Below are 15,386 nucleotides of genomic sequence, written 5' to 3' on the forward strand. Positions count from 1 at the left end.
AGTATATGTCGATTCATGCAGGGATTTTGTCTGACCTCGTTTATAAATCATGGCATTTGGGGTAGTACTCTATAGATGAAGTTATGTTCAGGTCGATCTATTCATACGGAATACATTCAGATTCTCATAAAGGAGGACATGTAATGTCGAAATCCATTACAGAGAGCCGATCTCTGTTCGAACAATTGTATACGCACGCACCAATCGGCATTGCTGTCGCATCGCATGTAAATGGACGGTGGTTGCAGCTTAATCCTGCATTTTGCGAGATGCTTGCATACAGTGAAGATGAACTGATCGATACTTCGGTCATACATATGATCTACGAAGAAGATCTGCATATGGAGGAATTCCGCAGCAAGTTCTGGGAAATGACTCATGAAACAAGTCCGATGTACGAGACGGAGGTTCGTCTGAAACGAAAGGACGGTTCGTTATTGTGGGCAACCATTAGAGCTTGCATTGTTAGGGATGAAACGAATGGTGAGCCATTGTATCTGTTGGTACAGGCTGCTGACATTACGAAACAAAAAGATGCAGAGGAAATCCTCATTGTGCAACGTAAGCAATTGGAAGAGAGCAGTCGCATCTCTCGCCTGCTGGCGGAGTCTTCACTAGACCTGATTGCAATACATGATGCCGATTCAAGTCGTACATTTAAATATGTATCGAATGCATGTAAAAGCATGTTGGGCTATGAGTTGGAAGAAGTTATAGGTAAGCCGGGAACATTTGTTATCTATCCGGAGGATGTGCCTTTGGTTGAAGCGTACGTAGAAGAGCAGAGAAAGGGTCTGGCTCCCAAACGGCTCAATTATCGCCTGTTACATAAGGATGGATCTACGGTATGGGCAGATACGATTACGCACTATGTATATGACGATTCAGGTGAATTAATGGAGATGGTCGCCGTAACCCGGGATATCACAGCCAGCCAGCAACAACAGTTAAGCATGCAGGAGTACAGATCGTTATTTGACTGTAATCCCCTAGGTGTGGCTTCTCTTGATCTGGAAGGCAATCTGCTGAAAGCCAATATGGGTCAGGAACAGTTGACAGGACACACCAAAGAGGAGCTGCTGAGTCGGCCTTTTGATCACCTCATTGATCCTGTGGATCTGGAGAAGACTCGATATCATTTTGAGGAAACGGTGAAGGGCAATGCACAGAGCTACGAGATAGGTTTAATTCACAAAAATGGGCAGCGGATTGAAACAAATGTGATTAATGTTCCTATTATACTGGAGAACAAAGTTGTTGGGGTCTACGGGATTACGAGTGACATTACAGAGTCCAAACGTTACGTCGAGGAAATCGAGAATCTTAGTTATGAACGGGCATTGATTTTGAATGGCATGTCTGAGGGTGTTATTGGACTGGACCTGGAAGGGAATCTGAACTTTGCCAATCCGGCCGCTGCGGAGATCATGAACTTCTGTCCAAGTGAATTGAATGGCAAACCATTAGAACAGATGATGATCCAAATGCAGAGCGAAGGCATCCCCTACCCATCCAAGGATACACCAATTCTACAGGCTGTTCGTGAGGGACGAGGTCTGCCACGTACCGAATCCGTATTCTGGAGACAGGATGGGTCCAGTTTCCTGGCAGAGTTCCAATTGAAGCCGATTATGGATCAGGGTAGAACGCGCGGAGCAGTGTTGGTTTTCCGTGATATGACATCTGTTAAGGACATCATACGTGCCAAGGAAGCAGCAGAGCATGCAGACCGGGCAAAGTCCGAGTTTCTCGCCATCATGAGTCATGAGCTTCGTACGCCATTAAACGGCATCATGGGCATGGCCCATCTGTTAATGGAAACCGAGCTGGATGATGAACAGAAAGGTTTTGCGGAAATCATGATTGATAGCGGCGAATCCCTTTTGTACATTCTGAACGAAATTTTGGATTTCAGCAAAATCGAAGCAGGCAAAATGGATCTTGAGCGCGCACCTGTAGATATTAAGGCGATGCTGGGTGGGGTGATCGAGCTGTTTGCACTGAAGGCATCAGAGAAAAATATTGAACTCTATTGTGAAGTGTCGGACCATATTCCTGAACGCATTCGAGGGGATGAGACACGAATCCGGCAGATTTTGATTAATCTGGTGGGTAATGCCGTTAAATTCACAGAGCAGGGCCGTATTATGGTGAGCGTAGGTGCTGATTTCTCAGATGAGCATGGTCAGGATAAACTGATGTTGACCTTTAAGGTGAGAGATACGGGGATTGGCATTCCAATAGAAAAGCAGCATCAGTTGTTCCAATCCTTCTCACAGCTTGATCCGGCCATCAATCGTAAGTTTGGCGGGACAGGTCTAGGCCTTGCGATCAGCAAAAAACTGGTAGAATTAATGGGCGGAGCGATTGGTGTACAGAGTGAGATCGGTGAGGGGGCAGAATTCCAGTTCACCCTCGTAGTGGAGCGGTGGTTAGAGGAGAGTAATGACCCAATCGAAATCACCACGAATGATGAACTGCAATTGGATCGAGCGAATCTTGCCCATGACATCAAAATTTTGATTGCTGAGGATCAAGCGGTCAACAGTCATCTGTTGGAGGAGATGCTGCGAAAGTTTGGCGGAGTATGTGATATCGTTGAGAATGGTGCACAGGCCGTCGATTCATTGAACAAGATTCAATATGACCTGGTGTTTATGGATATTCAAATGCCCGTTATGGATGGGATTGAAGCGACCTGCCACATCAGACAGACCCACCCAGAAATACCGGTTATTGCAGCGATTACAGCTTTTGCAGGCGCCGGTGACCGTGAGGAGTGTCTGAAATGCGGGATGCAGGACTTTATCAGCAAACCGTTTCATTCCACAGAGATTAGCCGCGTACTGAATACATGGGTTCCTTATATTCGCTCTCAAAGGGTAACGTAACAGAAAAATAACCTGCGCCTTGAAATTCAAGGTACAGGTTATTCTGTCATTTACGACCAGCCTCCGATTAAACCGGAGAGAGTCACACATTCGTCATCTTCCAAATCTGCAATCAGAGTGAGTTCTTCGTTGTCTTGTGGATCAACGGAGAATAATTCACGGCGTCCGTCCTCATGCACAATAATGACTAACTGATGGCCGCCCTTTGTATCAAACTGGTACTTAACTCCAATACCAGGTAGTGGGCATTCGCGGATATTCATGAAACCTGTCACCTCTTTAGCTTTGCTTAATAAAAAATTAACCGTTCACACAGTACGGATGTATTCTACTATCCATAACACCGTTTGGCAAGTCACAAATAAAATTGGTGTGAAGAATTAATTTTTTCCGCGATGTGATCTTGCACTGTGGCGCTGTCTGGCCCGCCTGCGACGAACAAAAAACCAAATGAGCAGAGCAGCAATTAATAATAGACCAATGACTGCAATTATGATGATATTCCGGATATTGGGAACCTGTACAGTCAGATCCAGTTTATTCATCTGGAGGGGTGAAACGTGCCAAATGAGCGTTTTTCCGCCATCCTCCACTTGATCCGCATTCGAATCGGCTGCTTTGATGGGCAAAGACAACTTAAAGTCAAAGTTAACGTCTTTTAACAAGAGGTTTTTAAGAAAGCTAGGCACCTTGTTAATTTGATTTTTGATCTCACCATCGGGCATGGACTCCATGAGATCGGCTTCTGCTGTAATGTGCATCTTGGAAGTGAAGAAGCCGGGGGAAGTTGTTTGTTCAACTTTGATCCCTTGTGGTAACTTGGACGTATCAAAGCTGGTTTTATTGCTTTTTTCATAATGGGTGGTCGCTGTGAGCTGCTTCTGATCTCCCTGTTCCGAAACCTCTGCCTGGAAGTTATTTCGATTCAATGCATCTGCGATCAGAGGCATGAGATTGTCTTGTCCAATTTTTCCAAGAGCGGAGTTCTTTACGTTGAGATTGAGATCCAGATCCGTTGATCCATCCATATTTACCGTTAGATGGGCTTCTCCATCAGCACAGGCGGTCAAAACAGATAACATAAGGGCTAATAAAACAGTAAGAAATAGCTGACGGAAGGGAATGCGAGTTGACATGTCTTTCAACCTTTCTGCGTAAAAATCCAAATTCCATTTCATAGAAGTATAGTATACACCGTAAGCATGGCGGATGAAACTTTGCACCGTGCAGCCAGGTACGTATGATTTAGTGTGATCGGGGAAATAATCCATTTATTAAAATTAAAGATTTCGTATTTTTGTCAATGTTCGGTCAATTCAAACGGCGCTTCACCGTGTACACTAGTAGTAGTGTGATGAATATACGGAAGCAGGGAGGTTACATTCATGACATATATCATTATTATGGCTGTTATTATGGTCGTGGGCATGGTCGGAATGGGCTGGTTCTATCAGATTATGGATAAAGACCAAAGCTAGTATTGTTTAAATGTGAAAAGAAGAGAGACAACCTATAAGCTGGCTTCGCTAACGCGAGGCGGGCTTATTTGTGTGGGGAAAAATTTTGAGGCACTAACCTTACATAAGTAAGTAATATTTGTAACCATTCATGTTGCACAATTTGACCGATGGACAAATATTTTTCGTAATTATGGGATTTTTTAGCTGCTCTTTTGTATAATAGGGGGTAGTTTAACTCGGGATACTCCCGAAATTCTGCCAAACAGGAAAGGGTGTACATAAATGAAATTTAGTGAGTATACGTATACACGTCCGAATCTGGAACACATCAAGACATCTTTCCGTGAGCTGTTGAGCGGTTTTGAAGCTGCGGCAACGGTTGAAGAACAGAGTGGGTTCATGGATCAGATTAACGCGCTGCGCAGTGATTTTGAGACACAAGCCCAATTGGTCTACATCCGTCATTCCATTGATACCAATGATGAGTTTTATAAGGCGGAGAACGAATTTCTGGATGAGAATGCACCAATTGTGCAGGAATACATTACGGATTTTTACCGTGCATTGGTTAACTCCAAATTCCGCAACGAGTTGGAACAAAAATGGGGTTCACAGCTGTTCCAGTTGGCGGATCTTTCACTGAAAACATTCAGCCCGGAAATTATTGAAGAGCTCCAGAAGGAGAACAAACTTTCCACAGAATACAATCAGTTGATCGCATCGGCCAAAATTCCGTTCGAAGGTGAAGAGCGCACGTTGCCACAGCTTCATCCATTTGAACTGTCCACGGATCGCTCCATGCGGGAGCGTGCTTCGGAAGCCAGATACACGTTCATGGCTGAACATGAAGCTGAATTCGATCGCATTTACGATGAACTGGTTAAAGTGCGTACACAGATCGCGAAGAAATTAGGTTATCCAAGCTATGTAGAACTCGGTTATGATCGTATGAACCGTACGGATTACAACGCCGAGATGGTTGCCAACTTCCGTGCACAAGTCCGTGATTATATCGTGCCTGTGGCGACCAAGCTCAGAGAGCGTCAGCGTAATCGGATTGATGTGGATACGCTGTATTATTACGATCAGGGTTTCAGCTTCAAGACGGGTAACCCGACACCTAAGGGTGACGCGGACTGGATTATTGAACATGGTAAAAAAATGTACGCTGAATTATCACCAGAGACGGATGCATTTTTCCAGATGATGACCGAAAACGAGCTTATGGATCTGGTAAGCAAAAAAGGTAAACAGGGCGGCGGATATTGTACGTTCCTGAACGATTACAAAGTGCCGTTTATCTTCTCCAACTTCAACGGTACATCCGGTGATATTGATGTATTGACACATGAAGCAGGTCATGCTTTCCAGGTGTATGAAAGCCGTGATTTTGCAGTGCCTGAATACAACTGGCCGACATATGAATCGGCTGAGATTCATTCCATGAGTATGGAGTTCTTCACATGGCCGTGGATGCAGTTGTTTTTCAAGGAAGATACGGACAAGTACAAGTTTGATCACCTGTCTTCCGGTCTGTTGTTCATTCCGTATGGTGTAGCTGTGGATGAATTCCAGCATTTTGTGTATGCGAACCCGGATGCAACACCAACGGAGCGTAAGCAGGCTTGGCGCAACATTGAGAAGACCTATCTGCCACACATCAATTACAAAGATAATGCGTATTTGGAGCAGGGTGGTTTCTGGCATAAGCAAGGTCACATTTTCTCATCGCCATTCTATTACATTGACTATACGTTGGCACAAATCTGTGCATTTCAGTTCTGGAAACGCAGCAATGAGGACATGAAGTCCGCATGGGCCGATTATCTGACATTGTGCAAAGCGGGAGGAAGCCTGTCCTTCACCGGATTGGTTGAACTGGCTGGATTGAACTCTCCATTCGAGGATGGCTGTGTATCCTCCGTAATTGGTGAGATTGAGGCATGGCTTGACGGCGTGAACGATAAGGCGCTGTAAGCCTTCGTAAGGATGCTTTTAGTGTAAGTACCTTCGGTAAGGTATAAGTAGTGGATAAAGCTTTAAGATGGATAAGTAAGACGACTTGGAGACCTTCGGGTGTCTGGGTCGTCTTTTTCATTACGGGGAAAAATCAATCTCAAGTGTAACATTTATCGGATTCATTGTGATTTATTTCACTATATCTGAAAACGGATTCAGTTACAATGAAGATAGTAAATCAGGGGTTACAGGAGGCTGGTTCAAATGGCAACACATGCATATTATGTTCCGCCCGTGAACTTGATGGGTAGAGGCTGTTTACAGGAAGCAGGTCAGATGATTGAACAGATGGGTATCCGCAAGGCGCTGGTTGTAAGCGATCGCCAATTGATTACTTCAGGCGTTGCTGAACAGGTACTGTCTATACTAAGAAAATCAGGGTTAGACTATGTAGTATATGATGAGGTTCAGCCTAATCCAACATGTCAGAATGTACATGATGGACTACAAGTATTCCAGGATCATGGCTGTGACGCAATTATATCGATAGGCGGAGGTTCACCGCAGGATGCTGCCAAAGGCATTGGCATTGTAGCTACGAACGGTGGGCATATCCGTGAATATGAAGGATTTCATCAATCAAAACATAAGTCTGTGCCACTTGTGGCTGTTAACACAACGGCTGGCACATCGAGCGAGGTGACAATTAACTACGTGATTACAGATGAGGAACGTAAAGTAAAGATGGTGATGGTGGACCGCAACAGTCTGGTCTCCCTGTCGGTTAATGATCCTGAGCTGATGCTCAGCAAACCTGCAAGTCTCACAGCGGCCACAGGAATGGATGCGTTGACACATGCCGTAGAAGCGATGGTTACACCAGGTGGATTTACAGTGACAAGTGCGACAGCTGCAGCAGCTGTTGAACTGATCTTTGAATACTTGCCAAGAGCCGTGAGAGACGGCAGTGATCTGGAAGCGCGGGAACATATGACGTATGCGTGTTTCCTTGGCGGGATTGCTTTTAATAATGCGGGCCTGGGTTATGTCCATGCGATGGCGCATCAACTGGGTGGCGTATATGATCTGCCGCATGGTGTCTGTAACGCAATGTTACTCCCCTATGTGGAAGAGTTGAACGCCAAGCATGTACCCGGCAAATTCCGTCATATTGCTAAGGCCATTGGTATGGATGTGAAGGGTAGAAGTGATGAGGAGTGTTCCGATTACGTCATTGAGGCCATACGTCAGCTATCGAAGGAAGTCGGCATTCCTGAGAAACTGTCTGAACTGGGTGTAAAAGATCCCGATGTGGAACTGCTTGCCGATAACGCGATGAAAGATGCCTGTGCACCAGGTAATCCCTATCAACCGTCCAAGGATGAGGTGATGGAGCTGTTTCGCAAAATTATATAGACTGTTTCAGGAACGGATACACCAAAATAACAGACAAAATGAGCCGGGATCGAAAGTCGGCTTTTTTGTCATGTGAACTCATGCTTTTTACTTATTTTTCCACTTAATGATTGCACAAAAACTAAAGGATTTTGCTTCTCTATTATCGAATATAATATGAATAACAGCGGCACGAGAAAGGGTAATCTTACCCGCAACTTGATGTCGATGTTTTCCAGTAAGATTCCCCAGTCCGTTTCGTGTTTAATGTTAAATAGGAGTAGTCTATTTCATTGTTCACGAGCTACACCTTAAGTTCTGCATCTAACATTCACCTCTGTAAGACAGTCAAGCAATTCTACACCAGCATCATCTCTATTTCAGGCTTTACAATCCAAGAAGTTCAACTGCAACAAAGATTCACCGGTTACACATCTGTACAGCAAGCTCCTAATCAAGACAACAGTGTCCACACAACAGAATATCGATTATGGGCTCTGAAATGAATCAGAACGAATGCACGTGGAGGAGGCTGTAATGATGGCGAAAAAAGAAGTTGTAGCGATGCTACTTGCCGGAGGGCAAGGTAAGAGGTTAAAAGGATTGACCAAATCACTGGCTAAGCCAGCTGTATATTTTGGGGGCACGTACCGAATCATTGATTTCCCGCTGAGTAACTGCTCTAATTCTGGTATTGATACAGTGGGTGTATTGACCCAATATGAACCACTTGTCTTACATTCCTATATTGGCATTGGCAGTGACTGGGATCTGGATCGAAAAAACGGCGGGGTATATGTACTTCCTCCACATGAACGTGAAGACGGTAGCAACTGGTACCGGGGTACAGCGGATGCGATCTTCCGGAACCTGAACTTTATTGAACAATTCGATCCTGAGCATGTGCTCATTCTGTCAGGGGATCATATCTATAAGATGGACTACGAAAAAATGCTCCAGTATCACAAAGAAAAAGATGCGGATTGCACCATATCGGTCATTGATGTCTCATTGGAAGAAGCCAGCCGGTTCGGAGTGCTGAACACCAACGATGACTATAGCATCTATGAATTTGAAGAAAAACCTCCTGAGCCCAAGAGCACACTGGCTTCCATGGGTATCTATCTCTTCAAGTGGGATGTACTGAAACGTTTCCTGATCCAGGATGAACAACAGGCATCCACCTCCTATGATTTTGGTAAAGATATTATTCCTTTATTGCTTGAAAATGAAAAATCCTTATATGCGTATCCATTTGAAGGTTATTGGAAAGACGTTGGTACCATTCGCAGTCTGTGGGAATCCAATATGGACCTTTTGGATGAAGACACACCGTTTAATCTGAATGATCCGGACTGGCGTATTTTCACACGTAATCCGAACCAACCTGCACAATACATCTCACCTTCGGGCAAGGTGCGGAATTGTATTATTAGTGAAGGTACTGTAGTGCATGGTGAGGTCAATCATTCTGTTCTGTTCTATGGAATTGAAGTTGGTGAGAACAGTGCGGTCATTGATTCGGTGATCATGCCAAGAGTGAAAATCGGGCAAAATGTGCGCATTTACCGAGCTATTATCGCAGAAGGATTGGTTATTCCGGATGGAACACAGATTTCGCCTGCACCGGAAGATGAGAGTGATATATTGCTCGTGGATCAGGAAGAACTGGAACGTCAGCTTCGCCAAGGAATAACCAGCAAGGCCTAATTGAAGTCAAAAGGACGGTGCATGCGATGAAACAATTGATCGGAGTTATTAACCTTGACCATGAACTTGAAGAATTGAAGGAATTGACGTATTTTCGCTGCGGAGCCGCGGTGCCTTATGCCGGGCGTTACCGTCTGATCGATTTTGTTCTATCCAATATGATGAATGCAGGCATTGAGAGTATTGGTGTATTTGTACGGCGAAAATACCGCTCGTTGATGGACCATCTTGGTGACGGTAAACCTTGGGATTTGGATCGCAAGCATGGTGGCATGTTTATTTTGCCACCAGACTGGAACGATCCAACAGATACATCACAAGGGGACTTGCAGCATTTCCATAACAATTTGGACTTTTTCCACAGAGGGGCAGGACAATATGTTGTGCATGCGGGCAGTCGCCATGTGACCAAAGCAGATCTCCAGGATGTCTACAGGTATCACATCAGTAAAGGAGCGGACGTTACACTGGTCTGCAAAAAAGTAGATCAGCTGCTGCCTGAACATGACGCCTGTGTCAAAGTTGAACATGACGGGGACGGTAACGTGGTGGACATTCACCAAAGCGCTAATCACCCGAATATATATACAGAAATTTTCATCATGGAAAAAGAATTGTTCTTGCGCCAGGTGCAACGCTGCATCGATCATGGCGAGAGCCATTTCTTCCGGGATGTGATTCAAAAAAATCCGGATGGATTGAATATCGCTGCGTATGCATATGATGGCTATCACGCAGTCATCAATTCCATTGACAGTTATTATCGCAACAGTATGGATCTGCTGAACACAGGGCAATATGAACAACTTTTCAAGGAAGATCCGATCCAGACCAAAATTAAATACGAAGCGCCTGCCAAATATCTGGATACCGCCGATGTTAAACATTCACTTCTCGCGAATGGCTGCATCGTAGGTGGAGAGGTGGAGGACAGCATTCTGTTCCGTGGTGTACAGGTGGCCAAGGGTGCCAAAATAAAAGGTTCCATCATCATGCAGAAATGTTACATTGGTGAGGGGACGGTACTTGAGAACGTCATTCTCGATAAAGACGTGAAGCTGACTGGAGGACAGACGCTGATCGGTGACCCGTCAAATCCATACATTTTAGCGAAAAGTACTATTATCTAATGCCCACACGTAACCGATATCTTCTATAAATATATATAAAATAAAAATCCTGTAGGATGGATTTAAGGTTCATGGACGAACGTTGTTTGGTAAGAGCGTAGGCAGTAAGTGAAGGGGACGAAATCGATTCTGAAGAAGCGTAGCGGTCTCCTAAAAGCTTTCTGCAAGAAAGCTGCTTCGAAAGCATATGCTGTCTTCAAATTTTACCCTTGATTATATAAATTCAACTTAAACATTTACACAAAACGGAGAGGACAGAAATGACCTGAAGAAGCGTAGCGCTCGCCTTTATCCCCGGATTTTCCCATTTTAAAAAGGAATCAAAAAAATCTGGGGATAACAGCGATCGGAAGGTTATTCTGTCATCGAAGTGTGCAGTGTAAATATTCTCTAGTTCAATTTATATGAACCGCCACCATCCTGCAGGATTTCCCCGGGAGGAACCTACTTTTGTTTGACAACAAGGAAACGTTCAAGAGTATATTTACACGGAATCTGGTCAGCAAATTGGGCAAACCGATTGAAGAAGCAACACAGGAAGACGTGTACCATGTACTGGGAAGCATGATTCGTGAATATGCAGGCCAGGATTGGGCAGCGTCGAATCAGGGGTTCAAGCAGCGCCAGGATAAACAGGTCTATTACTTCTCGCTGGAATTCCTGATTGGACGTCTGCTCGGCAACAATCTGTTGAATGTGAATGAATTGGAATTGGTGCGTGACAGTTTAGCTGAGCTGGGCTTCTCCTTGGAGGAGATAGAAGAACAGGAGGCGGATGCAGGACTCGGTAACGGAGGTCTGGGACGACTCGCTGCCTGTTTCCTGGATTCACTCGCATCACTACGATATGCAGGACATGGTTGCGGGATTCGATATAAATACGGGTTGTTTGAGCAAAAAATCATCAATGGTAATCAGGTAGAGTTACCCGACAATTGGCTGGATAAGGGCAATGAATGGGAAGTCCGCCGTCCAGACAAAAAGGTGGAAGTACAGTTCTGGGGCCGGGTAGAAGCTCATGAGCAGGATGGAGAATATCAGTTTGTTACAAAAGATGCCGAATCGGTTGTCGCCATTCCCTATGACGTGCCTGTCATCGGTTATGGTCAAACCCATGTGAATACATTGCGTCTCTGGAGTGCCGAGCCAAAGCGCGAGACTTCACTCGACACCCCTTCGAACTATTACGGTTATCTGGATTATAGCCGATCGGTTGAATCGATCTCGGAGTTTCTATATCCAGATGATTCCCAGTATGAAGGAAAGCTGCTGCGATTGAAGCAGCAATACTTCATGTGCTCGGCAGGTGTACAGAGCGCTTTGCGTACGTTCAACAAACTGGAACTACCGTATGATCGTTTGCCTGATAAAGTGGCCTTCCACATTAACGACACGCATCCAACCTTGGTTATACCAGAACTGATGCGCATCCTGATTGATGTGAAGGGGTACGGCTGGGATGAAGCATGGGATATCACAACCCGTACTGTATCGTATACCAATCATACAACGCTTAGTGAGGCGCTTGAGAAGTGGCCTGTATCCATGATCAGCAGGCTGCTGCCACGAATCTACATGATCATTGAAGAGATCAACAAACGCTTCTGTGGCATGCTGCTGGACCGGTATCCGGGAGATCAGGATCGCATAGGGCATTTGGCTATTGTTGCAAACGATCAGGTACGGATGGCACATCTGGCGATTGTAGGCAGTCATAGCGTGAATGGTGTTGCAGCTCTGCACACCGAGATTTTGAAAGAGCGCGAGATGGCTCCGTTCTATGAACTGTATCCAGAGCGTTTCAATAACAAAACGAATGGTATCACTCACCGCCGCTGGTTGATGCATGCCAATCCGAAACTGTCTGATCTCATCACGGATACAATCGGTAACGAATGGATAACAGAGCCGGGCAAGCTGGACCAGTTGGCTGGTTTTGCGGATAATACATCATTCCAGGAGCAGTTCCGTTCAATTAAGCGGGATAACAAAGAGCGGCTTGCTGCGTATATTCTGGACCATACCGGGACAGCAGTGAATCCGGATTCCATCTTTGATGTGCAGGTGAAGAGACTACACGGGTACAAACGTCAACTGTTGAACATTCTGCATGTTATGCATCTGTATAACCGGCTTAAGAATGATGCTTCGTTTGATATGGTACCACGTACGTTCATCTTTGGTGCCAAGGCAGCGCCGAGTTATTATTTTGCCAAGAAAATTATTAAGCTGATCAACAACGTGGCTGACACGGTGAATCGGGATGCGGCCGTGAATGACCGCTTGAAGGTATTTTTCCTCGAAAATTATTCCGTCTCTCTTGCAGAGAAGATCATTCCCGCTGCGGATGTTAGTGAACAGATCTCAACCGCAGGTAAGGAAGCTTCCGGTACGGGCAACATGAAATTTATGATGAACGGGGCTTTAACGATTGGCACGATGGATGGAGCCAACGTGGAGATGGCGGAGCAGGTTGGGGAAGAAAATATGTTCATCTATGGTCTGCGTGCAGACGAAGTACTTGAGTATTATCGTTCCGGCAGCTATCGTCCGAATGAGATCGTGCAGCACGATGAACGCATTCGCGAGGTCGTGGAGCAACTGGTGCATCCAGGTGCATTCTGTTATCGTGACGGGGAGTTCTGGGATATTTATGACTCCTTACTGGCCCATGGTGACGAATACTTTGTATTGCGTGATTTTGCTGCTTATGCAGACGCGCATGCAGCGATTGACCAGGCGTATCGGGATATTCCGGGCTGGACTCGGAAAGCGATATTAAACACGGCACATTCCGGCATATTCTCCAGTGATCGTACCATTAGTGAGTATGCGACAGATATCTGGGATATTCATCCCGTGTCCGGGAACTGGAAAGGTTAAGAATAGATTGTTAAACAAACAAGTCCCCTTGTTCACAAGAGCTATCTCTGTTGGTAAATCAACCAGCGTAGAGAGCATCTCCTTGTAGAACAAGGGGGTTTTGGCATACAGTGTATCATAGTGTCATTCAACTTGAAGAGAATCGGAACTCGCGTATCTTTCGTCATACAAGTTCGCACACAAAATCAAAAAAAAGATCTGGATCTCAGTCATACTACATAAGAAATCGTTTGATATTTTGAATTAGATAGGGGAGCCGTCACTATGGATCATTACACACGAATTCAGCTTGCTATTGAGTATTTGGAGCAGCATTTGCAAGATGATTTTAATATCAGAGAGACGTCCGCTGCTGCGAGCTTTTCGGCGTTTCATTTTCAGCGTTTATTTCAGGCGATCACGGGATTCACGGTACTGGAGTACGTGCGCAGACGCAGATTAACGGAAGCTGTAGGGATGCTGCGGGGCACATCGGAAGGCATACTGGACATTGCGATGAGCTTTGGCTATCAATCTCAAGAGGCATTTACCCGTGCATTTTCAGCCTACTTTGGAATGACACCGGCGAAGCTACGTAAGCTGGAAGTGGATCAGTTGTCTCTTCTGAAGATGCAACAGAGCATTGATTTTAACGATTATCGAACTCGGCTTGATGGAACTTTCCACATGAACACACCCCGTCTGGTCACACGGGAACCGAACTGGATTGTCGGCTATGAATATAAGACCAACCTGAATGACAATCAGCATTATGCTGAAATACCCGGATTTTATCACGATTTTGGCATGGAACAGAAATTCATGGCGATCCCGGAGAGGACACGACCTGATATGGCTTATGGTGTGGCCTGTCATTTTGAAGAGGATGGAGCATTTTCTTTTATTGTGGGTGAAGAAAGCAGTGGAGCATCGCAGGTACTTGAAACCGGTTTTACTTCGATTGAAATTCCGGGCGGCTTGTATGCAGAGTTCACCGTGGAAGGCTCTGGGCAGGATATTCGGAAAATGATCTATGGCAGCTGGCTGCCGCAGTCTAACTATGAACGGAGGGAAGGACCAGACTTTGAAGTGACGGATGTCTGGAAATCGACCCCTGAACAACTGGACATGAAGATCTATATCCCGTTAAAATAGACCTTACCGCTTCGCGGAATTCAAGGTCGGAGGCCGGGATGAATGAGCGAAAAGTCGTGGCTCCACTCCAAGTGGACGCTGACCATTGTTGCTTGCATGGCACTGCTTTACATACTGATTATGGGTATTTTACTGTTTGTCAGTGGACGAACACCTAGCATGTATTATCAATATAATCTCGTACCCTTCGAGACGATTCGTCCACTTCTTATGGAGAGGGAGAGGTACAATACAGATACCTGGGTCAAAAACCTGTTTGGCAATATCGTATTGTTTATTCCGCTGGGTATCTGGATTCCATGGTTGTTTCGGAGGTGTCGTTCGTTCCTGACATTTACATCTACAGTTGTTTTGCTTCTGCTGGGTGTTGAGGTCACACAATTGATTACACGTGTAGGTTCGTTTGATGTGGATGACATCATTCTGAACACAATCGGTGCCGGGATAGGTTACGCCGGATTTAAGTTAATCTTATGTTCACAAAAAAAGACTCGGAATTGAACCGCAGATCGCGGTCCATGACCGGGTCTTTTTGCATAAGATACCTTTCAAATGTTTACAAGGGAATCATTTCGGATAAAACATATTAACGGCTTAATACAGTGAGCAGAGATTATATATAAATTTAACTAAACATTTACACGAAACGGAGAGGACAGAAATAACCTGAAGAAGCGAAAGCGTTCGCCTTTATCACCGGATTTTCCCCTTATAAGGGGAATTCATAAAATCTGGGGATAACAGCGATCGGAAGGTTGTTCTGTCATCGGAGTGTCCAGTGTAAATATTCTTTCGTTCAATTTATATATTGAACAATGATGAGA

10 protein-coding genes are annotated in these 15,386 nt (G+C 45.1%); 8 read left to right on the forward strand and 2 right to left on the reverse strand.

The annotated features are described in order from the left end of the window. The first annotated feature begins 143 nt into the window (after positions 1 to 143). Positions 144 to 2,891, forward strand: a complete 2,748-nt coding sequence (locus EL84_RS18790) for a PAS domain S-box protein (RefSeq protein WP_047842655.1) — start codon at positions 144 to 146, stop codon at positions 2,889 to 2,891. A 50-nt stretch (positions 2,892 to 2,941) separates the two neighbouring features. Here the strand turns inward: EL84_RS18790 and EL84_RS18795 are convergent, their stop codons facing one another. Continuing rightward, positions 2,942 to 3,154 carry a hypothetical protein gene (locus EL84_RS18795; protein WP_017688899.1) on the reverse strand — a complete coding sequence of 71 codons (213 nt, stop codon included), beginning with the start codon at positions 3,152 to 3,154 and terminating at the stop codon, positions 2,942 to 2,944. A 117-nt stretch (positions 3,155 to 3,271) separates the two neighbouring features. After that, positions 3,272 to 4,027: a DUF3153 domain-containing protein gene (locus EL84_RS18800; RefSeq protein ID WP_047842656.1), complete on the reverse strand. Its 756-nt coding sequence runs from the start codon at positions 4,025 to 4,027 to the stop codon at positions 3,272 to 3,274. A gap of 606 nt (positions 4,028 to 4,633) precedes the next feature. Between EL84_RS18800 and EL84_RS18805 the strand changes: the two genes are divergently transcribed. The 7 genes from EL84_RS18805 (at position 4,634) to EL84_RS18835 (ending at position 15,063) form a co-directional block, all read left to right on the forward strand. After that, complete coding sequence (locus tag EL84_RS18805; protein WP_047842657.1) at positions 4,634 to 6,328, forward strand: M3 family oligoendopeptidase; 1,695 nt, start codon at positions 4,634 to 4,636, stop codon at positions 6,326 to 6,328. A gap of 246 nt (positions 6,329 to 6,574) precedes the next feature. Next, positions 6,575 to 7,726, forward strand: coding sequence for an iron-containing alcohol dehydrogenase (locus EL84_RS18810; RefSeq protein ID WP_036608771.1), 1,152 nt, complete (start codon positions 6,575 to 6,577; stop codon positions 7,724 to 7,726). Positions 7,727 to 8,245: 519 nt separating this feature from the next. Further along, positions 8,246 to 9,415 (forward strand): glucose-1-phosphate adenylyltransferase, encoded by a 1,170-nt coding sequence (locus EL84_RS18815; protein ID WP_036608767.1) that lies wholly within the window; start codon positions 8,246 to 8,248, stop codon positions 9,413 to 9,415. Between the two features lie 26 nt (positions 9,416 to 9,441). After that, positions 9,442 to 10,545: a glucose-1-phosphate adenylyltransferase subunit GlgD gene (glgD, locus tag EL84_RS18820; protein ID WP_036608765.1), complete on the forward strand. Its 1,104-nt coding sequence runs from the start codon at positions 9,442 to 9,444 to the stop codon at positions 10,543 to 10,545. A gap of 450 nt (positions 10,546 to 10,995) precedes the next feature. Continuing rightward, on the forward strand, positions 10,996 to 13,428 hold the full coding sequence (locus EL84_RS18825) for a glycogen/starch/alpha-glucan phosphorylase (protein WP_047842658.1): 2,433 nt from the start codon (positions 10,996 to 10,998) through the stop codon (positions 13,426 to 13,428). Between the two features lie 264 nt (positions 13,429 to 13,692). Then, the gene (locus tag EL84_RS18830; protein ID WP_047842659.1) at positions 13,693 to 14,562 is read left to right on the forward strand and encodes an effector binding domain-containing protein; all 870 of its coding nucleotides are present in this window, start codon (positions 13,693 to 13,695) and stop codon (positions 14,560 to 14,562) included. 42 nt (positions 14,563 to 14,604) lie between these two features. Then, positions 14,605 to 15,063, forward strand: a complete 459-nt coding sequence (locus tag EL84_RS18835) for a VanZ family protein (RefSeq protein WP_047842660.1) — start codon at positions 14,605 to 14,607, stop codon at positions 15,061 to 15,063. Positions 15,064 to 15,386 lie beyond the last annotated feature (323 nt).

Origin of the sequence: Paenibacillus sp. VT-400, from assembly GCF_001029205.1 — a bacterium.
Taxonomy (GTDB): Bacteria; Bacillota; Bacilli; order Paenibacillales; family Paenibacillaceae; genus Paenibacillus; species Paenibacillus amylolyticus.